Source organism: Methylocaldum sp. MU1018, from assembly GCF_053646775.1.
Genome location: NZ_CM132195.1, coordinates 3,155,647 through 3,177,301 on the forward strand (window position 1 = coordinate 3,155,647; position 21,655 = coordinate 3,177,301).

At 62.6% G+C, this 21,655-nt stretch carries 19 protein-coding genes and 1 pseudogene; 13 read left to right on the forward strand and 7 right to left on the reverse strand.

Annotated elements, in window-relative coordinates; translation table 11 throughout:
• Nucleotides 1-33 precede the first annotated feature (33 nt).
• The 8 genes from ACWJKU_RS14480 (at nt 34) to ACWJKU_RS14515 (ending at nt 7,433) form a co-directional block, all read left to right on the forward strand.
• Nucleotides 34-1,170: a CgeB family protein gene (locus ACWJKU_RS14480; protein WP_454143283.1), complete on the forward strand. Its 1,137-nt coding sequence runs from the start codon at nt 34-36 to the stop codon at nt 1,168-1,170.
• 11 nt (nt 1,171-1,181) lie between these two features.
• Entirely contained in the window at nt 1,182-2,366 is a 1,185-nt protein-coding gene (locus tag ACWJKU_RS14485) for a CgeB family protein (protein ID WP_454143285.1), read from the forward strand.
• Between the two features lie 2 nt (nt 2,367-2,368).
• Nucleotides 2,369-3,478, forward strand: a complete 1,110-nt coding sequence (locus ACWJKU_RS14490) for a CgeB family protein (protein WP_454143287.1) — start codon at nt 2,369-2,371, stop codon at nt 3,476-3,478.
• 91 nt (nt 3,479-3,569) lie between these two features.
• Nucleotides 3,570-3,848 (forward strand): hypothetical protein, encoded by a 279-nt coding sequence (locus ACWJKU_RS14495; protein ID WP_454143289.1) that lies wholly within the window; start codon nt 3,570-3,572, stop codon nt 3,846-3,848.
• A 725-nt stretch (nt 3,849-4,573) separates the two neighbouring features.
• Nucleotides 4,574-5,023, forward strand: coding sequence for an SRPBCC family protein (locus ACWJKU_RS14500; RefSeq protein ID WP_454143291.1), 450 nt, complete (start codon nt 4,574-4,576; stop codon nt 5,021-5,023).
• Nucleotides 5,024-5,379: 356 nt separating this feature from the next.
• A complete protein-coding gene (locus tag ACWJKU_RS14505; protein WP_454143293.1) occupies nt 5,380-6,813 on the forward strand; it encodes an amino acid permease in 1,434 nt (477 codons plus the stop codon).
• 110 nt (nt 6,814-6,923) lie between these two features.
• On the forward strand, nt 6,924-7,121 hold the full coding sequence (locus tag ACWJKU_RS14510; RefSeq protein ID WP_454143295.1) for a hypothetical protein: 198 nt from the start codon (nt 6,924-6,926) through the stop codon (nt 7,119-7,121).
• A 39-nt stretch (nt 7,122-7,160) separates the two neighbouring features.
• Nucleotides 7,161-7,433 (forward strand): hypothetical protein, encoded by a 273-nt coding sequence (locus ACWJKU_RS14515; RefSeq protein ID WP_454143297.1) that lies wholly within the window; start codon nt 7,161-7,163, stop codon nt 7,431-7,433.
• A gap of 213 nt (nt 7,434-7,646) precedes the next feature.
• Here ACWJKU_RS14515 and ACWJKU_RS14520 read toward each other — a convergent pair whose 3' ends face one another.
• From ACWJKU_RS14520 to ACWJKU_RS14535, 4 genes and pseudogenes are all read right to left on the reverse strand, one after another.
• Nucleotides 7,647-8,177 carry a hypothetical protein gene (locus tag ACWJKU_RS14520; RefSeq protein WP_454143299.1) on the reverse strand — a complete coding sequence of 177 codons (531 nt, stop codon included), beginning with the start codon at nt 8,175-8,177 and terminating at the stop codon, nt 7,647-7,649.
• 163 nt (nt 8,178-8,340) lie between these two features.
• Complete coding sequence (locus ACWJKU_RS14525; protein ID WP_454143301.1) at nt 8,341-8,592, reverse strand: GlsB/YeaQ/YmgE family stress response membrane protein; 252 nt, start codon at nt 8,590-8,592, stop codon at nt 8,341-8,343.
• A gap of 214 nt (nt 8,593-8,806) precedes the next feature.
• Nucleotides 8,807-9,607, reverse strand: a complete 801-nt coding sequence (locus ACWJKU_RS14530; protein WP_454143302.1) for an alginate export family protein — start codon at nt 9,605-9,607, stop codon at nt 8,807-8,809.
• Nucleotides 9,600-10,175, reverse strand: a pseudogene (locus ACWJKU_RS14535) (alginate export family protein); the annotation flags it as partial. The pseudogene ACWJKU_RS14535 and the gene ACWJKU_RS14530, both read right to left, overlap by 8 nt.
• 281 nt (nt 10,176-10,456) lie before the next feature.
• On the opposite strand from ACWJKU_RS14535, the gene ACWJKU_RS14540 reads away from it, so the two are divergent.
• Together ACWJKU_RS14540 and ACWJKU_RS14545 are read left to right on the forward strand one after the other, a co-directional pair.
• Nucleotides 10,457-12,253 carry a GTPase domain-containing protein gene (locus tag ACWJKU_RS14540; RefSeq protein ID WP_454143303.1) on the forward strand — a complete coding sequence of 599 codons (1,797 nt, stop codon included), beginning with the start codon at nt 10,457-10,459 and terminating at the stop codon, nt 12,251-12,253.
• A gap of 3 nt (nt 12,254-12,256) precedes the next feature.
• Nucleotides 12,257-13,936 (forward strand): GTPase, encoded by a 1,680-nt coding sequence (locus tag ACWJKU_RS14545; protein ID WP_454143305.1) that lies wholly within the window; start codon nt 12,257-12,259, stop codon nt 13,934-13,936.
• 529 nt (nt 13,937-14,465) lie between these two features.
• Here the strand turns inward: ACWJKU_RS14545 and ACWJKU_RS14550 are convergent.
• The gene (locus ACWJKU_RS14550; RefSeq protein WP_454143307.1) at nt 14,466-14,636 is read right to left on the reverse strand and encodes a rubredoxin; all 171 of its coding nucleotides are present in this window, start codon (nt 14,634-14,636) and stop codon (nt 14,466-14,468) included.
• A gap of 95 nt (nt 14,637-14,731) precedes the next feature.
• Nucleotides 14,732-15,691: a thioredoxin-disulfide reductase gene (gene trxB, locus ACWJKU_RS14555; RefSeq protein ID WP_454143308.1), complete on the reverse strand. Its 960-nt coding sequence runs from the start codon at nt 15,689-15,691 to the stop codon at nt 14,732-14,734.
• A 142-nt stretch (nt 15,692-15,833) separates the two neighbouring features.
• Between trxB and ACWJKU_RS14560 the strand changes: the two genes are divergently transcribed.
• From ACWJKU_RS14560 to mtaB, 3 genes are all read left to right on the forward strand, one after another.
• Nucleotides 15,834-18,182 carry a DNA translocase FtsK gene (locus tag ACWJKU_RS14560; RefSeq protein WP_454143310.1) on the forward strand — a complete coding sequence of 783 codons (2,349 nt, stop codon included), beginning with the start codon at nt 15,834-15,836 and terminating at the stop codon, nt 18,180-18,182.
• Between the two features lie 132 nt (nt 18,183-18,314).
• Nucleotides 18,315-19,595: a nucleoside recognition domain-containing protein gene (locus ACWJKU_RS14565; protein ID WP_454143312.1), complete on the forward strand. Its 1,281-nt coding sequence runs from the start codon at nt 18,315-18,317 to the stop codon at nt 19,593-19,595.
• A 9-nt stretch (nt 19,596-19,604) separates the two neighbouring features.
• Nucleotides 19,605-20,924, forward strand: a complete 1,320-nt coding sequence (mtaB, locus tag ACWJKU_RS14570; RefSeq protein ID WP_454143314.1) for a tRNA (N(6)-L-threonylcarbamoyladenosine(37)-C(2))-methylthiotransferase MtaB — start codon at nt 19,605-19,607, stop codon at nt 20,922-20,924.
• Here mtaB and cysZ read toward each other — a convergent pair.
• Complete coding sequence (gene cysZ / locus ACWJKU_RS14575) at nt 20,867-21,625, reverse strand: sulfate transporter CysZ (RefSeq protein WP_454143315.1); 759 nt, start codon at nt 21,623-21,625, stop codon at nt 20,867-20,869. The genes mtaB and cysZ overlap by 58 nt on opposite strands.
• Nucleotides 21,626-21,655: the final 30 nt, after the last annotated feature.

Genomic DNA, 21,655 nt, shown 5'->3' on the forward strand with positions numbered 1-21,655 from the left:
CGCCCTGTCCAACGATAACACCGGAACCACAGAATGAAGTTCGTTCTCTTCTATCACTCCTTGATCTCCGACTGGAACCACGGCAATGCCCATTTTTTGCGCGGCGTCGCCACCGAACTGCTGCAACGCGGCCACAGCGTCGAAGTTTATGAGCCGACCGACGGCTGGAGCCTCCGGAACCTTCGGGCCGAGCCGCATCCCGACTCGCTGATGGGATTTTTCAAGGCCTATCCCCAATTGCTCAGCCGCTTTTACACGGTCGACGATATCGATATCGGCGCCGTTCTGGCGAACGCGGACGTGGTCATCGTCCACGAATGGAACGATCCCGCCCTGATCCAAAAGATCGGACGCCACCGCGCCCGATCGGGCCATTACCTATTGCTGTTCCACGACACCCATCACCGTGCCGTGACCGATCCGAAATCGATCGCCCGCTACGACCTGGAACATTTCGACGGCGTGCTGGCGTTCGGCAACGTGCTGCGCGACATCTATCTAGACCGGGGCTGGGCCGCGCGCGCCTGGACCTGGCATGAAGCCGCCGATACCCGCGTATTCCGGCCGATGCGGCCCGCGCCCGAGGAAGGCGATCTGATCTGGATAGGCAACTGGGGCGACGACGAGCGCACCCGCGAACTCGAGGAATTCCTGTTCGATCCGGTCAAGGCGCTCAAGCTGCGGGCGCGGGTCTACGGCGTGCGCTACCCGGAAGCGGCGCGCGAAGCCTTGTCCGAGGCCGGGATCGAGTACGGCGGATGGCTGCCGAATTACGAGGTTCCCCGGATGTTCGCCCGCTTCAAGGTGACGGTTCACATCCCGCGGCGGCCTTATTGCCGGGCGCTGCCGGGCATACCGACCATCCGCCCGTTCGAGGCGCTGGCCTGCGGCATCCCCCTGGTCTGCGCGCCCTGGGATGACGTCGAGGAATTGTTCGCGCCGGGCCGCGATTTCCTGGTCGCCCGCACCCGCCGCGACATGAAGGACGCCATCGGAACGATCCTGCACGACCGCAAGTTCGCGCGGACTTTGGCCGAGCGGGGCCGGGCCGCCGTGCTCAGGCGCCATACCTGCGCCCATCGCGTGGACGAGTTGCTCGACATCTGCCGCGAACTGCGCCTGTCCCGCTCCGCGGAACACACGCCGAGGAAAGAATCCGCCGTCACGTAAGAGAGGTCTTTATGAGGCATTGCTCCAAAGTCGCGTTCTTCGGCTCCAGTCTGGTCTCGTCCTACTGGAACGGGGCGGCCACGTACTACCGCGGGTTGATTCGCGCCTTGAGCATGCTGGGCTACCGCATCACCTTCTACGAACCGGACGCCTTCGAACGTCAGCGGCACCGCGACATCGCCAATCCGACCTGGGCCGACGTGGTGGTTTATCCCGCCACCGAAGCGGGCGTTTCGGCGGCGCTCGACGCCGCCCGGCAGGCGGACATTCTGGTCAAGGCGAGCGGCGTCGGCGTGTTCGACGACTGGCTCGAACGCGAAATACCGCGCCTTCGCGGTCCGGGCCGGCTCGTCATCTTCTGGGACGTCGACGCTCCCGCCACGCTGGAGCGGGTTCGGCAGAATCCGGACGATCCTTTCCGAGCCCTGATTCCCCGTTACGACATCATCCTGACCTACGGCGGCGGCCCGCCGGTCGTGGCGGCTTACCGGGCGCTGGGAGCGCGCGATTGCGTGCCGGTCTATAACGCGCTCGATCCGGCCACGCATTTTCCGGCGGCGCCCGACCCGGCATTCGCCGCCAGTCTCGGATTTCTCGGCAACCGGCTTCCGGACCGGGAAGCGCGCGTGTACGAATTCTTCTTCAAACCCGCGGAACGGCTCCCCGACGCCCGTTTCCTGCTCGGCGGAAGCGGCTGGGAGCACAACGCGCCGGAACGCCCCAATCTCCGCTACTGCGGCCATGTGTACGCGCACCAGCACAACGCGTTCAATTGCAGCGCGCGCATGGTCCTCAACATCAACCGCAGCAGCATGGCGCGCTTCGGCCATTCCCCCGCCACCCGGATATTCGAGGCGGCAGGCGCCGGCGCCTGCATCGTCACCGACGCCTGGGAGGGCATCGACAGGTTCCTGGAACCGGGCCGGGAGATTCTGGTTGCCGAAACCGGCGAAGATGTCGTCCGGTACCTGGAAACGGTTTCCGAACGACGCGCCCGCGCGATCGGCGCCGCCGCCATGCGCCGGGCGATCGCCGAACACACCTATGCGCACCGGGCGGCGCAAGTTCATCGGATTCTGAACGGGCTGACCGAGGACAGCCTTCCGACCCTCCCGACTTCGCCGCAATGCGGCGCCGAAGAGCCTTCCCTTCTCGAACGGTTCGATGCCTCGTTAAAACCGCAAACAGGAGCCTGACCATGTCCGAGCCGCTAAACATCGTCATTCTGGGCCTTTCGATAACCTCATCCTGGGGCAACGGCCACGCCACGACGTACCGGGCGCTGGTGCGCGGTCTGAGCGCGCGCGGCCACTCGGTACTGTTTCTCGAGCGCGACGAGCCCTGGTATGCGAAAAACCGCGACTTGCCCGAGCCGCCTTACGGCACGACCTGTCTTTATAGCAGCATCGAGGAGCTGAAAGACCGGTTCGCCGAAAACGTGGCGCAAGCCGATCTGGTCATCGTCGGCTCCTACGTTCCCGAGGGCGTCGCGGTCGGACGATGGGTGATCGACACCGCGAACGGCCTGACCGCTTTCTACGATATCGATACGCCGGTCACGCTGGCCAAGCTGGTGCACGGCGACTACGAATATCTGCACCCGGACCTGATCCCGCGGTACGGGCTGTATCTGTCGTTCACCGGCGGCCCGATCCTGTCCTGGCTGAAGCGCTCGTATCGCGCGCAGCGGGTGGAGCCGCTCTACTGCTCGGCCGATCCGGATCTATATTCTTCCGACTTCGGCGCGATCGAGTACGACCTCGGCTACATGGGCACTTACAGCGAGGACCGGCAACCGACGCTCGAAGAATTGCTGCTGAAACCGGCGCTCGCCTGGAAAGACGGCCGGTTCGCGGTAGCCGGACCGCAATACCCGGAAACCATCGCCTGGCCCGAGAACGTTCGCCGCATCGAGCATTTGCCGCCCGCCCAGCACCGGCGTTTCTACACCTCGCAGCGCTTCACTCTGAACCTCACCCGCCGCGACATGATTCGCGCCGGCTATTCGCCCAGCGTCAGGCTGTTCGAGGCCGCCGCCTGCGGCACGCCGGTCATTTCGGATTTCTGGCAGGGGCTCAACAGCTTCTTCAGGATCGGCGAGGAAATTCTGGTGGCCGAACGGGCGGACGACGTTTTGCGTTACATCCGGGAAATATCCGAAACCGAACGGCTCCGCATCGGCGAACGGGCGCGCGCCAAGGTGCTTGCCGCCCACACATCGACCCATAGGGCCATAGAACTGGAAAACCATGTGCGCCGGGCGCGCGGGTCCAGTCCCAGACCGCGCATCATTCATGGCTACGGTTAGAAGCTTTGCGGCCGAGGGTGGCGCGCCGAACGAAAAAGCGGCTTAGCCGCGAGGGTTTGCTACCGAACGATCGCTACCGGGAGATATCGACATGTCGCACGAATCGAAAAAAACCACGAACCACGAGGAAATCCGCCGCTGGGTGGAAGAGCGGGGCGGCTGGCCCGCCACCGTGAAAGGCACGGCGGGCAAGGATGACGAAGCCGGCATCCTGCGCATCCGGTTCACCGAGGGCGGCGATACGCTGGAGCGGATCTCTTGGGAAGCTTTTTTCGACAAGTTCGAAGAACAGAAACTGGCGTTCCTTTATCAGGAAAAGACGCAGAGCGGAGAAGTGAGCCGCTTTTTCAAGCTCGTACGGCGCGAATGATCCCCGCGCGACGCAGCGGCGCCTTTCCGCCCGTAGACTGGGATGAGTGAAGCGAATCCCGGCAAATGAACTGTCACTCCCATTGACAGGCCACGACACCCGGCGAGACCGTAGACCAGTCGGCAGGGTGGACGCCCTCGTACAACCCGGCGATGAAATGACGAATAAGAGCCTATCCCAGTAGGCCGTTCGCCCTGAGCTTGTCGAAGGATTTCTTGAGCCTATTGGGATAGGTTCTTAGTTTTCGGCGTTCCCATTGAACCATATTGTTCCAGAGTGGCTCATCCCTGCCGTCTTTTCGGGGCTCCGTTCTTTCGCCAAGACTCAATTTGAAGTAGTCAGCGAGTGGCTTATAGGCTTCATTTGCTCGAATCTCATGCTTGTCACTTCCGCTGTGATAGATCAGACAAAGCACCCGAAGGTTCGGCGTTCTGCGGAAAGCCGGCGGGTTAATGGCCGAACAAGCCGGGGCGGGTCGGGTCGGATCGAGTGCGGTGCCGGCTTCAGGAGCACAGTGATGTGATCCGGGCGGACGCCCTTACTGGGTCCGGATTCCTTTCGAACCGTGCCAATCGCCCGGTGTCTAATTTTTGAGCTGATGGGTGAGCGAACGGCGCCGATGGCGGCGCCTCGAGCATTCGTCGGCAACGACTGATGGGACCCATGCACCGCTTCGGCCGGTGCATTCCGGACAACCGAATTAGACCAGACTCAAGGAGTATGCGATGGCTAGTCTGCACAAATCCATCGAAGTCAACGTACCGGTAAAGGTTGCCTACAACCAATGGACGCAATTCGAGGAGTTTCCCAATTTCATGGAAAACATCGTGGAAGTCCATCAAATCGACGACAGCCACGTGCACTGGCATGCCGAGATCGGCGGCACGCACAAGGAATGGGATACCGAAATCGTCGAACAGGTGCCGGATCAGCGCATCGCATGGCGCACCACGGCCGGCCCGGAAAACCACGGAAGCGTGAATTTCGAGCCGGTAAGCGGAGACCGCACGCGCGTCAGCGTAGACGTCGAATACCAGCCGGAAACCGTGATGGAGAAAGTCGGCAGCATGCTCGGCATGGTATCGTCCAATCTCGAAGAAGATCTGGAAAATTTCAGAGACTTCATCGAGTCCCGGGGGCACGAAACCGGCGCCTGGCGCGGCGAAATCCACTGAACCCGCGGTTTCGGGAGAAAGCCGCGGAACGCGCCGCGTCCGAATCCCGATCCGTCATCCCTTTTGCAATGAAAACGCGGAGAAACGCCGTCCCGGCCGGACCGTGACGAAGGCGTCTCCGTTCCAACCCGGCTTCGTTCCCTCTCACAGCGTCCTCCCCGATCATTCGAAGTTCGGGGAGGGCGGGGAGAACGCTTGGCCGTTTCCGCCGAATCGCGAAGGCGCCGCGCCAAGACATATCCGCCGGCGACGATCCGGACCGCGTCCGCCCCGTTCCCGGAACGGCTGGAATCGTCATCGGCTCGGCTTATCAGGCATAATGCCCATCACAAAAATCAGCCTGTGAGAACCCGATCATGCAGATTTTCCGCACCAAAAGAACCACGACGGACGATTGTCAGGACAGCGGGCTGCGACGCTGTCTGAGCGCGATGGACCTGACTCTTCTCGGCATCGGAGCCATCATCGGCACCGGCATTTTCGTGCTGACCGGGATCGCTGCGGCGACCCAGGCGGGACCGGCGGTGATCATTTCCTTCGTGATGGCGGGCCTGGCCTGCACCTTCGCCGCGCTGTCCTACGCCGAGCTGGCATCGAGCGTGGGCGGGTGCGGCAGCGCCTACGGCTACAGCTATGCGGCGTTCGGCGAGTTGATCGCCTGGATCATCGGCTGGGATCTGATCCTGGAATACGGGCTGTCGGTGGCGGCCGTGGCCAACGGCTGGTCCGGATATTTCAACAACGCCCTGACGGCCGTGGGCGTACCGCTCCCCGATTATCTGACCCGCGCGCCGGAACTGGGCGGCATCATCAATCTTCCGGCGGCCGCCATCGTGCTGATGCTGATGGCGCTGCTGATCGTCGGCGTCAAAGAGAGCGCGCGGCTCAATTCGGTGATGGTTTTCATCAAACTGCTGACCATCGGCGTATTCGTCTCGGTCGCGCTGTTCAACGTCGATACCGCCAACTGGCAGCCCTTCATGCCGTTCGGCTGGTTCGATCACACCGCCGAAGGCAAGCCGATCGGCATCCTGGCGGGAGCGTCCATCGTTTTCTTCGCCTATGTCGGGTTCGATGCCGTCTCCACCGCCACCGAAGAAGCGCGCAATCCGAAAAAGGACGTCCCCATCGGCATCGTGACCGCGCTGGCTTTCTGCACGCTGGTCTATATCCTGGTCGCCGGCTTGCTGACCGCGGTCGTTCCCTACACCGAACTCAACGTGTCCTCTCCCGTGGCCCACGCGCTCCAGCTTTTGGGTTTGAACTGGGCCTCCGCGCTAGTGGCCACCGGCGTGATTACCGGGCTCACCACGGTCATGCTGGTGCTCTATTACGCGCTCACCCGCATCATCTTCGCGATGGCTCGCGACGGGCTCCTGTCTTCATGGTTTTCGACCGTCCACCGGAGAACCCAAACCCCGGTGAGGGTGATCGTCCTGTGCGGGCTGCTGATTGCATCCGTAGCCGGCCTGGTGCCGCTCGGCGAACTCGCCGAACTCGTCAACATCGGAACGCTGTTCGCGTTCGTGCTGGTCTGCCTCGGGGTGATGATCCTGCGCATCACCGCCCCCGACATGCGCCGCCCCTTCAAAATGCCCGCCAACCCGTTGTTCCCGACGCTCGGCGCCGTCTCGTGCGGGGCGCTGATGGCTTTTCTGCCCTCGACCACTTGGTATCGGTTCGTGATCTGGCTCGCTATCGGATTGATCGTCTACTTCGTCTATTCGATGCGGCACAGCAAGCTCGCGAAAGCCGAAAAAGTCGAGGAAGCCCAGACCAACGAGGTGTAAGCCGAAAGCACCTGTCTTCCTGACGGATAAGGCCGCCCAGTTCCCAACGCCGCCTGGCCCGCATTCCTCTTCTCCAACCGACTGCCGCACGAAGTTCGGCGCTTGGCGATGTGACTTTCCGGCCGGAATACCTGTTTACCTTCACCGCGGGCGCGAACGCCGGCGGCGGACGGCCCCAGGCCTATGTTCGGCTGGAGACTCTCACGCCGTCCGGCGACAACGGCTACCGGGTTTCCAGCGAATACGATATCTGGAATAACGATCATGCCTTCGCGGTTGCTGCCTGGGCAGCGGCCGGGATTTGGTGAAGCCGGACATCGCCATCGTGGCGGCGAGGCGGCGGGACTTTGGGGTATCCCCAGGTCTCGGTGGGCTTCAAGGACGACCTCGTGCTTTACCCGGTGACATCGAGCAATGCCACCCAGATTACCCGCTTCGGCGACTATTTCTCTGCCCGACTCACGCCCGGAACCGACGATCGGTTCGCCGCCCTGGGCTACGACGTAATCCTCAACCCTCTGCCGCCCGGCGTGCCCAGCGGCACCTGCGCCACCGTAGGCTGTACCGCCAACATGCGCTATGTGCAGTTCGGACGACCGCCGTTCGTAGGGCCCAGATAGCGGGGCGAGGATGCCCCGGCGCGGCGGCAAGCCGCGTCGGCCAAGGCCGGGCGCGTATCGATCTCGGCCCGAAATGCCGGGAAGGTATTGACGGGCCTGATGAATAAACAGATCCGACGCGACGACGGGGAACTCGCGTCGAGATCCTTTATCGGCAAGTGATTGCTGGCCTACTTCAGCTTGGGAAGCACCGCATCAAACCGGATAAACGCTTTAGCGCGAACCGGATCTATGGCGAGCCACATCGCTCGTCCAAACCAGCCTGACGCGGCTCCTGGCCTTGGTCTCGGCCGCTGCCGAAGGCGCCCGGACATCCGCCTGGCGGTCGGGAACCGGTTGTTGCCGCGGCGGTTCCAGGGTTTCCGGACCGCGAAGCGCGTAGCGATTGCGCACGCGCTCGTCGGCGCCGGGACCCGTAGACAACCGGGACTGCCGCGGGCCTTGCCAGCTTCGCGCGTCGTGCAGGAGTTGCGGCGGCGCCGGCCGGTACGTCGGGCCTGTTCCGTCCGGTTCTCCGGAACCGAATGCCGCGGCGCGCGCCCTTTCGAGATTGCGCTGGCGCAGCCAGGCTCGCAGTTCCTTGAGCCGCATCCGCTCTTCCTCGCTGAATTCGAGATCGATCTCATCGAGCGAGGCCGCTTCTACCGCTTCGGACACGTCGTCGTCCGGCTCGGGACCGAGCTTCTGGGCCGTGGCCGGCCCGGAACACGCCCAAACGACGAGAAAACTCCCGAAAGCTTTCATTGACCAATGGTTCACGATCACCCCCCCCCGCGAAAAGATTATGCGAGTCCGCACCTCGATCCGGGCAGTTTGCCTGAGCGGGCTCCGAGCGTCGCCGCTCGCGCCCGCGCGCCGTCCGTGTCCCCAAAACGGCGCTGGCCATGCTGCCGCCTCCGAAGCCGCCCTAAAACAAGGCATTGAGAATAGCCAGGAAAATCACGGCGCCGAGTACCGCCGTCGCAAAGCTTACCAGACTTGTCGGACGCTCCACGCCGGGTTTTCCTCCGAACCCCAGGCGGTCGGCAATCCAGCCTCCGATAAAAGCGCCGATGATGCCCACCGCGATATTGCCCAGGATTCCTATCTGATCTTCCCTGCCCACGATCATGCTGGCTACCCAGCCGGCAACGCCGCCGAAAATAATCCAAAGCAACATATCGATATCTCCCTGTTGCGACGATGAAATCGGGAGCTTCGCCCGCGCGGCCACTCCCGGAATACCGGCACTCCGGCACCGGCGGTCGTCTCATTTGGCCATTTTTTCGGGAGATTGGTTCCGTACGAAACGCCGAATCCTGCGGGACAAGATCGACCGGACAAGCGGAGAGAGCCGTTTTGAAAGCACGGCGAATCCTGTGATCGAGCGTTCGTCAGAAGCGCAGGACGGTTTGGGCATAGAAGTAATCCGCGTCCTTAGGATCGGGCGCATTCGGGGCGTCTTTCGCGAATTCGCCCTTGATCAGGCGCGTCCAGCCGGATTCGAACGATACGTTGAAAAACGCATCCCAGCGCGCCGAAACTTCCACCAGATGGCCGACGAAGTCGCCGGAACGTCCGGTCCTGTCCTGGAGTCTCGCCGGCGTCCACTGATCTTTGTCCGATGCGAGCCAGAACATTCTATGGGACACGAAAGCCGAAACGTCCCGGCGCGGGCTGACGAACAGCCGGTATCCCGGCGAATCGATGTTGCTCCTGGCGAAAGCGGCGAAAATCCCGGTGGGGCCGAACTCGAACCGGCGCGCCCCGTACAGCGTGTCGAAACGTTGATTCTTGTCGTCGTCGGGATTTTCGTCGCCCGTGGCATAGTCGTATTGGGCCACGAAGCGGGGCGACCAGGGCATGTCGAAGGTGTAACCGAAAGAGGCGTGTTGATACCAGGCGCGATGAGACAGATCCCGCATGTCGTTGCGGCGCGCAGTCGCCCGCGATTCGCCGACCTGGGCGATGGTCTCCACCTGCATGTCCCAGCGGCCTTTTGCCGGCGGTCTGAAAAAGCGCACGCCCGGCGTGAACAGACGGCGGTTGGCGGTGGCGCCGTTGGGACGGTCCTCTTCGTGCAAGTGAAAAAGGTAGGCTTCCCCGTCGAACAGTTCCGCCTGATCGTTGGGCAGCCGGCTGAGCGGCGAAAGCGCGCAACTGCCATTTTCCCTCGCCGTCGCGCAAGCGGACATTCACGCCGGTGAAGGCATTGATGGTATTGCAGAACACGTTGCGCGCGACCAGCCGGCGACTGCCCAGATTCATGGTCTGCCGTCCCGCCTCGATGTCCATTCCGAGCCCCGAATCCAGTACGTCCTCATCGGTCCAGGCGCCGTAAATCTGCACGAAATCCGCCTCGTCGACATGGGTGTTGTTGAGCGTCGAACCCTGGTCGGCCCCGTATTCCCTGGCATCCAGAAATTCCGCGCCGATTCTGAAAGGCTCGAAATTCGCTTCCAGAAACACGCAAGTCTGCATGGGAATCTGCTGGTCGCCGCCCGAGGCGCCGGCGCGGAATTGCCCGTCCAGCATTTCATAGCGCGTCCGGTGCTCGATGCTCAGATTCAGCCAGCTCGGCAAGCCCAGCGTATCGTGCGCGTTAAAGCCGGGTCGCGGCGGCTCGACGCCGGCCAGATGATCATTCATTTGACTGCCGTAACAACTGAACGGCGGCCGGCCGGTTTTGGCTTCGCTTCTTTTGGGTCGGCGGCAGCCTGGCTTTGATGGGCTGCGAGCCCCATCGCCAGGGCGAAGCCCCATCCGATCTTTATGCGGCTTTTCACGAAGAACCTTGAGCTCCGATTTCGTCACGGAATTACAACATAACGATACAACACGACCAACGTCGAAACGGCGCCCGAATAACGTGTAAAATCGAGCGCTTCGAGACGCGACCCCACGCGCAGCGCGCCGGGATTCTTAGGCCGAAACCGAGTGGAGCCGCATCGCCCCGAATCACCATCGCCGCACAGCCCATGTTTTCCCGCAAATCGAAAGGTCGAACCCTCAAAGCTTCGGAACAGCCCGCGCGAAACGCCATCGTGTACAATTTGCCTTTCAGCAACGTGGATGCCCCTTCAGCGACCCCGATCATGCTTTCCTTTATCCGCCGCCTGAAGCAGAGTTATGAAACCGTCTTGAAACACATTCCGGCGGAGGACGAGGCGCGCCGCCTGGAATTGCGGAGAAACCTGCAATCCATAAGCTTCGGCGAGGCCGTGCTGGAAAAGGGAGAATTGAACCGGTCGAAGAAGGATCATCCGCTGCAGATCGCCGTTCTCGGCCCCACCCAGGCCGGAAAAAGCTCGGTCATCAACTGGCTGCTCGAAAAGAAACTCGCCGAAGTCAGTCCGCTCGCCGGTTTTACCGTTCACCCCCAGGGTTTTTGCATCAATCTCCCGGCCGACCGCCTGGACTGGGTCGACGACTATTTCCGCCATTACCAGCGCTGCCCCCGGAATACCTTGCCGTCCGACCGCTACGACTGCTTCGCGCTCGTGGAAACCGCCGCCGATGCCCGGCACGCCTTGAGCGGAACGGCGCTTTGGGATACCCCGGATTTCGACTCCGTCGATGCCGAGGATTACCGGGAAGCGGTGCTGCGCGTGGCGGCCCTGGCCGATGTGGTTTTGCTGGTCCTGAGCAAGGACAAGTACGCCGACTTGTCGGTCTGGGAACTGATCGGCCTTCTGGAGCCGCTGTCTCAACCCACGGTCATTTGCCTGAACAAGATCGAGAAAGCCTCCTACCGGACGCTGGTCGGATCGCTTCAAGAGAAATGGCGGAATGCCCGCCGCGATGCGCCGCCGCCCGTCGTCACCGTTCCTTATCTGGAAAACATGCAGGTCGACGATTTCGCCCTGTTGCAGGATGAGCGCACCCAGCTCCTGGGCGCCGTGGACAGGGCGACCCGGGGAATCCATCGCGAGCAGCACGCGAAGAACGCCAAACAGTTCATTCAAACCCATTGGCACGACTGGCTGGCGCCGGTCAAGGCCGAGCACAGCCTCAAGGCCGAATGGCGCGCTTTGGTCGACGAGGCCGTCCGCGACAGCCTGAATCTTTATCGACGGGACTACCTCGACCACCCCCACCATTACGAGACATTTCAGCGGGCGCTGGCGGAACTCCTGACGCTGCTCGAAATTCCCGGACTCGCGGGCACGCTGCTGGCGGCGCGCAAGGTCGTCACCTGGCCGGTGCGACAGCTCGTGAAGCTGGGCCGGACGGTCGGCGGGCGCCGCCAGCAGAACGTCAGCGGCGAGGCCGCGATCCTGCGCCAGGCCGAAGAACACCTGTTCATCCGCATCAGCGAAACCATTCTTCTGAAACGCGACGACGAGCCGTCCCGACAAGCCTGGTGGAAAGAAATGGCGGGGCTGCTCAGAAGCACGAGGCCGGTCCTGGCCAATCGCTACGCGCTGGCCATCGACCAATACATTCAAGAATTTCAGCCGGAGATCGAGAAAACGGCTCATGGCCTGTACGATCGCCTGCGCGAACATCCCGCCGTCCTGAACGGCCTCAGGGCCACCCGCGTGACCACCGACGCCGCCGCGCTGGCCGTCGCCCTGCACACCGGCGGCATCGGCGTGCAGGATTTCATCATCGCGCCGGCCATTCTCTCGCTGACCACCCTGCTCGCCGAGAGCGCGCTCGGGCGCTACATGAACAAAGCGGCGGCCGATCTCAAGCAAAAACAGTTCGACGCCGTGGAAAAACTGTTCCAGCGGACCGTTCACGCCTATTTGATCGGCCTGTCGGAACAAATGGACACCTCCCGCCAATTCAACATTTCCCCCGAGGCCATCGAGTCGGCCGAAGCACAACGGGTCTGAGCCATGCAAATACCCTTCGAACAACTGCTGACGACGGCGCGGACCTGGGCGGAAAAAGCCTCCGCCGAGGGCTGGCTGACGTCGGGAGACATTCGCGCCCTCGGCGAGGTGGATATTCGAACCCCGGCGGCCTTGTTCGAGGCCGGCACGCACCGCCCCTTGGTCGCGGCTTTTTTCGGCGGCACCGGCGTCGGCAAGAGCACGCTACTCAACCGGCTTGCCGGCCAGGCCATCGCCCGATCCGGGGTCGAGCGGCCAACCTCGCGAGAGGTGTCGATCTATCTCCACGATTCGGTCAAGATCCAGCACCTCCCGGAAAACTTTCCGGTCGACCGGGTGCGCGTGGCCTATCACCATAACGATCAACGCCGGCAAATCCTCTGGATCGACATGCCGGACATCGACAGCACGGAACAGCGCAACCGGGAACTCGTGCTGGACTGGCTGCCCCACATCGACGTCCTGATTTACGTGGTCAGCCCCGAACGCTATCGCGACGACAAGGGCTGGCGCTTGTTGCAGGCGCACGGCGGCGAGCACGCCTGGCTGTTCGTCATGAATCAGTGGGACCACGGCCATCCCGCTCAGATCGAAGATTTCGCCAAACTGCTGGCCAAGGCCGGTTTCAGGAATCCCATCCTGCTCCGCACCGACAGCCGCGAAACCGAGGGCGAGCGCAAACCCGACGATTTCGAGACCTTGCAGGCCATCCTCCAGGACATGGCCGACCGCCACGTCATCCACCAACTGGAACTCCGGGCGGAAACCTTGCGCCTCGACGCGCTTAGGGACGCATTGCGCGAGTGTCTCGAAAAACTCGGCAGCCGCGACGGTTACACCGGCCTCGAATCGAATTGGTCCGGAATTTGGCAGGAGACCCGCGACGAACTGATGAAAGGCCTGGAATGGCCCATTCAGGAGGTCGCCCGCGCGTTCGTCACCCACGAGGCCAGCCTGCTGCGCCGGCGCATAGATCTCACGAAATCCGCCGGCGGGAACGCCGAAACCGAAAAAGCGCCGCCCGAATCGATCTTGTGGGACGGCTGGGCGGAGAGCCGGTATCGGGATGCGCTGGACCGCCTGATCGTCGAAGCCGGCGAACGGGAACTGGCCGTCGTGCCGCTCAAGGCCCGACTGGACCGGATAGCCGCCGGAACGGGCCACGGCGTTCTCGCGGAAGGACAACGGTCGCTCCGGCTGGCCCTGGCCAATCCGGGAAACGCGCTACAGCGCTTTTTCCTGAAGCTTTCCGGCTTCCTCGCGGTTTTCCTGCCGCTGGTCGCGATCGGCTGGGTCTCCTACCAGGTCGTCAAGGGCTACTACGAAAGCGCACTTTACCACCTGGGCTATCTGGGAACCGATTTCGCCATCCACAGCGCGTTGCTCATCGTCCTGTCCTGGCTGCTGCCCTACTTTCTTTATCGCAAGCTGAAACCCTCGGCCGAACGTACCGCCGTCAAGGGACTGCGGGACGGCATCGCGCTGGCCTTGGATCTGGGCGGCGACCGGGTGGCCGAACAGTTGCGGGAGATGGAACGAGAACGGCAGACCCTGATGGAAGAAGGCCGGCGGATAGCGAGCCTTTCGTCGCCGGCCTCGGCCCCCGAAGCGGTTCAGGGTTCGAAACTGCTGGAACGAGTTCTTCCGGCATCCGCCCGGAAGCGCCAGAAAACGGCGGGCTAGCGTTTTTCGCCGCGGTTCCGCGATGTGGACTGGGAATCGCGCTCAAAAACGTAGGCCGGATTAAATTTGTAGGATGCACTGAACGAAGGGAAGCGCATCGTTCGCGATGGGTGCGGCTCATGCCGGACCTCCCTATCCGGCTCGCTTGCGGGCGGCTCCGATGTCCTGCCGATTTGTCCATGCCCCAGACGTCCCGAGGTGAAAAATGCTCCCGGCGAACTGAGACCGAAGTCCGCGATCGATGCGCTTCGTGCCTCAGCGCATCCTACACCATACTCAAGGCTCATTTGCGATTGAAGGCGAGGCCGGGAATCCTTTCCCGACCTGCCTTTAGGCGGTACGCCAAACCGGAAAACGCTCCGAAGGGGCACCTCGAAAAACCGACCCCGTTCAGGCTTCGACAGGCTCGGCACGAGCGGAGCCGATCGATCCGATGGGAACCGTTCGCACCGAGCGGGTCGAAGTACACGGTTTTTCGGGATGCCCTAAGGTTGAAAAAACCGTGGTGGGCCGTCCGAGTTCGCTCAGCTTACTCCATGAGATCGAAGTAGCTTTTGTCCACCCCGCACTCGGGACATGCCCAATCGTCCGGGACGTCCTCCCAGCGCGTGCCGGGGGCTATGCCGGAATCGGGGTCGCCCAGTTCCTCGTCGTAAACGTAACCGCAGGCGGAACAAATGAACTTTCGATATTGGGACATGGATAAGGGCTCCATTAATTGATCTTCTTATTCGAGCAATCCCGCGGGCAGCCGGCGCGGCCGCCCGCATTTCCGAGGCCGGGACAAGACAGCGGTCAGCCGCCGACGAGGCCGTCCAGATATTTCTCGGCGTCGAGCGCCGCCATGCATCCCGAACCGGCCGAGGTGATGGCCTGACGGTAAACGGAATCGGCCGCGTCGCCGGCGGCAAAAACGCCCGGCACGCTGGTTGCGGTCGCATTGCCCTCGAGTCCGCTCTTGACGACGATGTAACCGCCGCGCATGTCCAACTGCCCGGCGAATATTTCGGTGTTGGGCGTATGGCCGATGGCGATGAAAACGCCGTCCAGCTTCAAATCCTTGGTCGCGCCGTCCTGCACGCTTTTGATGCGCAGGCCGGTGACCCCGGAATCGTCGCCCAGGACTTCATCCGCCACGTAATTCCACTCGATGGTCACGTTGCCGGACCGCGCGCGTTCCAGCAGTTTTTCCGAAAGAATCTTTTCCGACCTAAACTTATCCCGCCGGTGCACCACGGTGACGTGAGACGCGATGTTGGCGAGATAGAGGGCTTCCTCCACCGCCGTATTTCCGCCGCCGACGACCGCCACCGGCTTGTTGCGGTAGAAGAATCCGTCGCAGGTCGCGCAGGCCGAGACGCCCCTGCCCTTGAACGCCTCTTCGGACGGCAGCCCCAAGTAGCGGGCGGACGCGCCCGTCGCGATGATCAGGGCATCGCAGGTGTATACGCCGGAATCGCCGGTCAGCCGGAACGGTCTCGACGACAGGTCGGCGGTATGAATGTGATCGAAGACGATCTCGGTGTCGAAGCGTTCGGCATGGCGGCGCATGCGATCCATGAGATCGGGCCCCTGAAGCCCCTCCGGATCGCCGGGCCAGTTGTCCACCTCGGTCGTCGTGGTCAATTGTCCGCCCATCTGAATACCGGTGACGAGGACGGGGTTCAGGTTGGCCCGTGCTGCGTATACTGCGGCGCTATACCCGGCGGGGCCGGATCCCAAGATCAACAACCGGCAATGTCTTTGTTCGGTCATGTGCTCCTCGGTAGGTGGATGTCGCAACGGAAAATACCAAGTATGACGATAAGCTTTTCGGGCGTAAAGCCCGACACTTGATTAAATCACGCCGATTTTGAACAATACGGCGACCATTTATTTGTTTGATTTGGTGAGAATTTTGTCGCAATTTTACAAAAAGCTCACGATCGGTCAGGATCTGGGCTCGGTACTGGTCAGAGGGCTGCGCGAAGCAGCCTTTTTGATTTACCTGGCAGTCTCGCTGTTCTTCCTGATCTCCCTGATTACGTTCGACCCGGGCGATCCGGGCTGGTCTCATAACGGCACGGGCCGCGCCATCGCCAACGGCGGCGGCTCCGTCGGGGCCTGGCTCGCGGATTTCGCCCTTTCCCTGCTCGGAATTCCGGCTTTCCTGTTTCCGTTTCTGCTGTCCGGTTACGGTTATTCCATCTACAAAGGCCCCGCATCGAAAGAACCCTCCGGCGCCGCGAACTACCTGTTCCGCTGGTTCGGTTTCGGCGCGGCGATGGCGGCGGGATCGGCCCTGGCCGACATCCACGTGCTGCGGCCCCCTTTGGCGCTGCCGGAAACCAGCGGCGGCATTCTCGGCCAGGAAGCTGCCGGACTGTTGACCGGAGCCTTCGGCACGACCGGCGCCACCGTCTTGCTCATCTCGTTTTTTTTGGCGGGCGTTTCGCTTTATACCAGCCTGTCCTGGCTGGGCTTGCTGGACGCGGTGGGGAAAGGCGGCTTGACCGCCGCCAACGGCTTTTTCGCCGCGTTCCGGGCGCTTGCCGGAACTCGGACGCCGGAAAGCCGGAGCGCGGAAAGCGGGCAGTCCCGGATCGATCCGCCGAGGGACAAGACCAAACCCAAGCGAATCGAACCCACGGTCAAGAGAAAAGCGGAACCCGTCGAAATCAAAATCGCCAAGGAACCCAAGGAGCCCAGAGAACCGCTCCGATTCCGAAAAGCCGCGAAGTCGGCCAACACGCCTCTGCCGAACGAGGGCGAGTTGCCGCCGCTCGATCTGCTCAACGGCGTCGCGCCGAAGATCAGGGGCTACTCCGACGCGGCTTTGGAAGAGATGTCCCGGCACGTCGAAACGATTCTCGACGACTTCGGCGTGGAGGTCCAGGTTACCGAAGTGCATCCCGGCCCCGTCATCACGCGCTTCGAAATCCAGCCGGCCGCCGGCGTCAAAGTGAGCCGGATCAGCGGACTGGCGAAGGACCTGGCTCGGGCCTTGTCCGTCACCAGCGTGCGGGTGGTGGAGATCATCCCCGGCAAATCGGTGATCGGCCTCGAAATCCCCAACGAGGAACGCGAAACCGTGCTGCTCCATTCGGTACTTTCGTCCGAACCTTACCAGCACTCCGGCTCGCCCCTGACCCTGGTGCTCGGAAAAGACATCGGCGGCCAGCCGGTAGTGGCGAATCTCGCCCGCATGCCTCATTTGCTGGTGGCCGGCACCACCGGCTCCGGCAAATCGGTCGCGGTCAACGTCATGATCCTCAGCATGCTGTACAAGGCGCGGCCGGACGAGGTCCGCCTGATCATGATCGATCCCAAGATGCTGGAACTCTCGGTGTACGAAGGCATTCCCCATCTGTTGACGCCGGTCGTCACCGACATGAAGGAAGCCGCCAACGCCCTGCGCTGGTGCGTGGCGGAAATGGAGCGGCGCTACAAGCTGATGTCCATGCTGGGCGTCCGGAATCTCGCGGGCTTCAATCAGAAAGTCACCGAGGCCATCGAAGCCGGCGAACCGATCCGCGATCCCATGTGGTCCGCCGACCAAGCCCTGGAGGACGAAGAGCCCCCTACCCTCGCGCCCCTGCCCTATATCGTCATCGTCATCGACGAATTGGCGGACATGATGATGATCGTGGGCAAGAAGGTGGAGGAACTGATCGCCCGTCTGGCGCAGAAGGCGCGCGCCGCCGGACTGCATTTGATCCTGGCCACCCAGCGGCCGTCGGTGGATGTCCTCACCGGCTTGATCAAGGCCAATATCCCGACCCGCATCGCTTTCCAGGTGTCGTCGCGGATCGATTCGCGCACCATCATCGACCAGGGCGGCGCCGAAGCCCTGCTGGGCAACGGCGACATGCTCTATCTGCCGCCCGGCACCGGGCTGCCGATGCGGGCGCACGGCGCTTTCGTGTCCGACCAGGAAGTCCACAACGTGGTCGAGTTCCTGAAACGGACCGGGCGCGCCAACTACATCGACGAAATCACCCGCTTCTCCGAGGACGGCGGCGATTTTTCCGGCGCCAAATCGTCCGGCGGCGGAGACGGGGAAGAACTGGATGCGCTGTACGACGAGGCCGTGCGCTTCGTCACCGAATCGCGCAAGGCGTCGATCTCCAGCGTGCAGCGCCGGTTCAAGGTGGGCTACAACCGCGCGGCGCGGATGATCGAGGACATGGAGAAAGCGGGCATCGTGGGCCCCGCCGAAACCAACGGAAGCCGCGAGGTCCTGGCTCCGCCGCCGCCCGATGTCTGAGCACCTCGCCGAAACCAGAGTTCCGATGCATGTATCAGATGTAGGGTGGGTTAGGCGCGCGCAGCCATCAACCATGCCGTCGCTGCTGGATTCTCTGCGCGTCCTGACCCGCCGGGCAAGACCGCGGAACCGGTGGGTTTCGCTTCGCTCTACCCATCCTACAACTACAAAATTTACGTTTTGTTGTTGAATTACCTCTGGCTGGGCTTTTTCCTGGCGGCCTTCGTTTCCGGACTGGCCCAGTGGCTGTGGCTGGGCGATGCCGAGATTTTCGCCCGCCTGATGCAGGCGGTGTTCGACAGCGCCAAGGCGGCTTTCGAGATTTCCCTGGGGCTCACCGGAGCCCTGGCGTTTTGGCTGGGAATGCTCCGGGTCGGCGAGCGCGGCGGCTTTCTCCGGCTGCTCACCCGGGGACTGACGCCCTTGCTGCGCCGCCTGATGCCGCAGGTTCCCCCGGATCATCCGGCCCTGGGCGCGATGGTGATGAATCTCTCGGCGAACGTCCTGGGGCTCGACAACGCCGCCACACCGCTCGGCATCAAGGCCATGCAGGAACTCCAAAGCCTGAACCCGAAGCCGGACACGGCCAGCGACGCCCAGATCCTGTTCTTCGTGATCAATGCGTCGTCCATCACCTTGTTCCCGGTGTCGATACTGGTGTTCCGGGCGCAGATGGGCGCGGCGCATCCGGCGGATATCGTCATTCCCATCCTGATGGCGACCTTCTGCTCCACCTTCGTCGGATTCGCGAGCGTCGCCCTCAGGCAGCGCATCGATCTTCGCGATCCGGTCATCGTGGCTTATTTGGGCGGATTCGTTCTGACCGTGGCGGGGCTGGCGCTTTATTTCGGCAGCCTGAGCCAGGACGAAATGCAACGGAGCTCGGCGGCTTTCAGCCATCTGCTGCTGTTCTCGCTGATCGTCCTGTTTTTGGCCGGAGCGGTCCGCCAGCGGATCGATGCTTACGAAGCCTTCGTCGACGGCGCCAAGGAAGGTTTCCGCACGGCGATCGCCATCCTGCCCTATCTGGTGGCGATGCTGGTCGCCATCGGCGTATTGCGGGCGAGCGGGCTGCTGGAAGCGATCATGTCCGGCATGCGTTTCCTATGCGATGCGGCCCAAATCGACGCGCGCTTCGTCGACGCCTTGCCGACCGCGCTGATCAAGCCGTTCAGCGGCAGCGGGGCGCGCGCGATGATGCTGGACAGCATGCGCGCCTACGGCGTCGATTCATTTGCGGCGCGTCTCGCCGCCGTCGTTCAGGGCAGCACCGAAACGACTTTTTACGTGCTCGCGGTGTATTTCGGGGCGGTCGGTGTCAAAAACGTGAGATATGCCGTAGGCTGCGGGCTTCTGGCGGATCTGGCCGGGGTGCTTGCGGCCATAGTCATTACCTATCGATTTTATAGTTAACGGAACATCATGCGCGTCAATCTGAAAGCCTTGGGCTGCCGTCTCAACGAGGCGGAGCTCGAAACCTGGGCGCGGCAGCTCCAGCGGGAGGGCCATCGCATCGTCGACGACTCCGAGGAGGCCGATCTCGTCGTGCTCAATTCCTGTGCGGTCACCCAGGAAGCCGTGCGCAAATCCCGGCATCTGATCCGCCGCGCGGCGCGGGAAAATCCGAAAGCCAAGCTGGTGCTGAGCGGCTGCTACGCCACCCTGAACCGGGAGGAAGCGGAAGGCTTGGGCGTCGATCTGGTGGTCGCCAACCGGAACAAGGGGAACCTGATCGACATCGCCAGGAACGAGCTCGATCTGCCGGTGATGCCGGCCTTTTCGACCGATCCCGGCGAATCGGCCTTGTTTCGGCTCGGCCGGCAACGCGCTTTCGTCAAGGTTCAGGACGGCTGCCGTTACCGCTGCACGTTCTGCATCGTCACCGTCGCACGGGGCGAGGAACGGAGCCGGAGCATCGACGAGATCGTCGCCGAGATCGACGATCTGCACGCCCAAGGCGTCCGGGAAGCGGTGCTCACCGGCGTTCACCTCGGTGGATACGGCAGCGATCTCGACGACGACCTCGAACGGCTGATTCGCGCCGTACTCGAACGCACCGATATCCCGCGCCTGCGCCTGGGCTCCCTGGAGCCCTGGGATTTGCCGGATTCCTTCAGCGCACTTTTCGAGAATCCGAGATTCATGCCGCACCTGCATCTGCCGCTGCAAAGCGGAGCCGATTCGGTACTGAAACGCATGGCCCGTCGCTGCAAAACGGCCGATTTCGCCCGGCTGGTGGGCCAATTGCGGAAGGACGTGCCGGACATCAACATCACCACCGACGTGATCGTCGGGTTTCCCGGCGAAACCGAGGCGGAATGGCAAGAGAGCCTGGCGTTCATCGAAGCGATCGAGTTCGGTCACATCCACATCTTCGCCTATTCGCCGCGCTCCGGCACCAAGGCCGCGGAAATGCCGGGCCATGTCTCCGCCGAGGTCAAGAAGGCCCGAAGTCGCGCGCTGCACGAAGTTTCGGAAAGGCTGAAGCGGGCAAGCTTCGAGCGTTTCCTGGGACGCGAATTCCCCGTTCTCTGGGAAACCGAGAAAGCGGCCCCGGACGACCGCCTCGACGTTTTCGGCTACACGCCGAACTATCTGCGCGTGGCGGCCCGAGCGGAACCGGAGCGATCCCTGGCGAACCGCATCACCGCCGCCCGGCTGACGGCCATCGCCGATTCGGGCGATTATCTGTTGGCCGAACCGGTATCGGATCGCTCCCCGATCTGTCCTTCCAGGAAATAAAGCGTCGCGCCGATCACCGCCGCCGGCGGGATCAGCACGTTCAGCACGGGGATGGTCAATGCCAGCGTGATCAGTCCGCCGAAGCTAAGCACGCCGAACGGCAGTTTCCTTGCAATGCGGCGCTGTTCGTCGAACCGGTAGCCGTGGGCTTCGAGCGGATAGGCCATGTATTCCAGCGCCAGGAACCAGGCGCTGAACGCCAGCCAAAGGAACGGCGCGATCAGGTTGAGGCCCGGGATCAGGAAAAGGACGAGCAGCGGAACGGCGCGCGTCAGAAAATAGAGCAGCCGCTTCGCCTCGGACAGCGAATCGCTCACCAGCGCTTTGCCCAAAGAGACTTCCGACGCCAGCGCCAGCCGTCCTTTTAGCAGAACGATCGTGTTTTCGGCCAGGCGGCCGTAGAACGGCGCTCCGATCAGATTGGCCAGCACCGTAAACGTGAAATACACGACGAGCAGGAAACTCAGGCCGAAGAGAGGCCACAGCAGCCAGCGCAGAAAATCCAGCCAGGCCGGCACCAGCCAGTCGATGAAAGCCGAGAAATAATGGATTCCGCCGACCAGGGCGATTCCGTAGAGCACCAGGTTAATCAGCAAAGGAATGCCTACAAGATGGCGCAACCCGGGTGTCGCAAGCAAGCGAAGCCCGCGTAGGAGACAGGCGGCAGATAGATGCAGGTTGTTGAGTTTTTCAGTGTTCACGGAGCGGCTGGTTCGGTTGAATCCGGATCG

What these genes read in the sequence shown, in the direction of transcription:
- ACWJKU_RS14480 (WP_454143283.1), top strand. Translation starts at nt 34, where the DNA reads ATGAAGTTCGTTCTCTTCTATCACTCCTTGATCTCCGACTGGAACCAC.
- ACWJKU_RS14485 (WP_454143285.1), top strand. Translation starts at nt 1,182, where the DNA reads ATGAGGCATTGCTCCAAAGTCGCGTTCTTCGGCTCCAGTCTGGTCTCG.
- ACWJKU_RS14490 (WP_454143287.1), top strand. Translation starts at nt 2,369, where the DNA reads ATGTCCGAGCCGCTAAACATCGTCATTCTGGGCCTTTCGATAACCTCA.
- ACWJKU_RS14495 (WP_454143289.1), top strand. Translation starts at nt 3,570, where the DNA reads ATGTCGCACGAATCGAAAAAAACCACGAACCACGAGGAAATCCGCCGC.
- ACWJKU_RS14500 (WP_454143291.1), top strand. Translation starts at nt 4,574, where the DNA reads ATGGCTAGTCTGCACAAATCCATCGAAGTCAACGTACCGGTAAAGGTT.
- ACWJKU_RS14505 (WP_454143293.1), top strand. Translation starts at nt 5,380, where the DNA reads ATGCAGATTTTCCGCACCAAAAGAACCACGACGGACGATTGTCAGGAC.
- ACWJKU_RS14520 (WP_454143299.1), bottom strand. Translation starts at nt 8,177, where the DNA reads ATGAAAGCTTTCGGGAGTTTTCTCGTCGTTTGGGCGTGTTCCGGGCCG.
- ACWJKU_RS14525 (WP_454143301.1), bottom strand. Translation starts at nt 8,592, where the DNA reads ATGTTGCTTTGGATTATTTTCGGCGGCGTTGCCGGCTGGGTAGCCAGC.
- ACWJKU_RS14530 (WP_454143302.1), bottom strand. Translation starts at nt 9,607, where the DNA reads ATGTCCGCTTGCGCGACGGCGAGGGAAAATGGCAGTTGCGCGCTTTCG.
- ACWJKU_RS14545 (WP_454143305.1), top strand. Translation starts at nt 12,257, where the DNA reads ATGCAAATACCCTTCGAACAACTGCTGACGACGGCGCGGACCTGGGCG.
- ACWJKU_RS14550 (WP_454143307.1), bottom strand. Translation starts at nt 14,636, where the DNA reads ATGTCCCAATATCGAAAGTTCATTTGTTCCGCCTGCGGTTACGTTTAC.
- trxB (WP_454143308.1), bottom strand. Translation starts at nt 15,691, where the DNA reads ATGACCGAACAAAGACATTGCCGGTTGTTGATCTTGGGATCCGGCCCC.
- mtaB (WP_454143314.1), top strand. Translation starts at nt 19,605, where the DNA reads ATGCGCGTCAATCTGAAAGCCTTGGGCTGCCGTCTCAACGAGGCGGAG.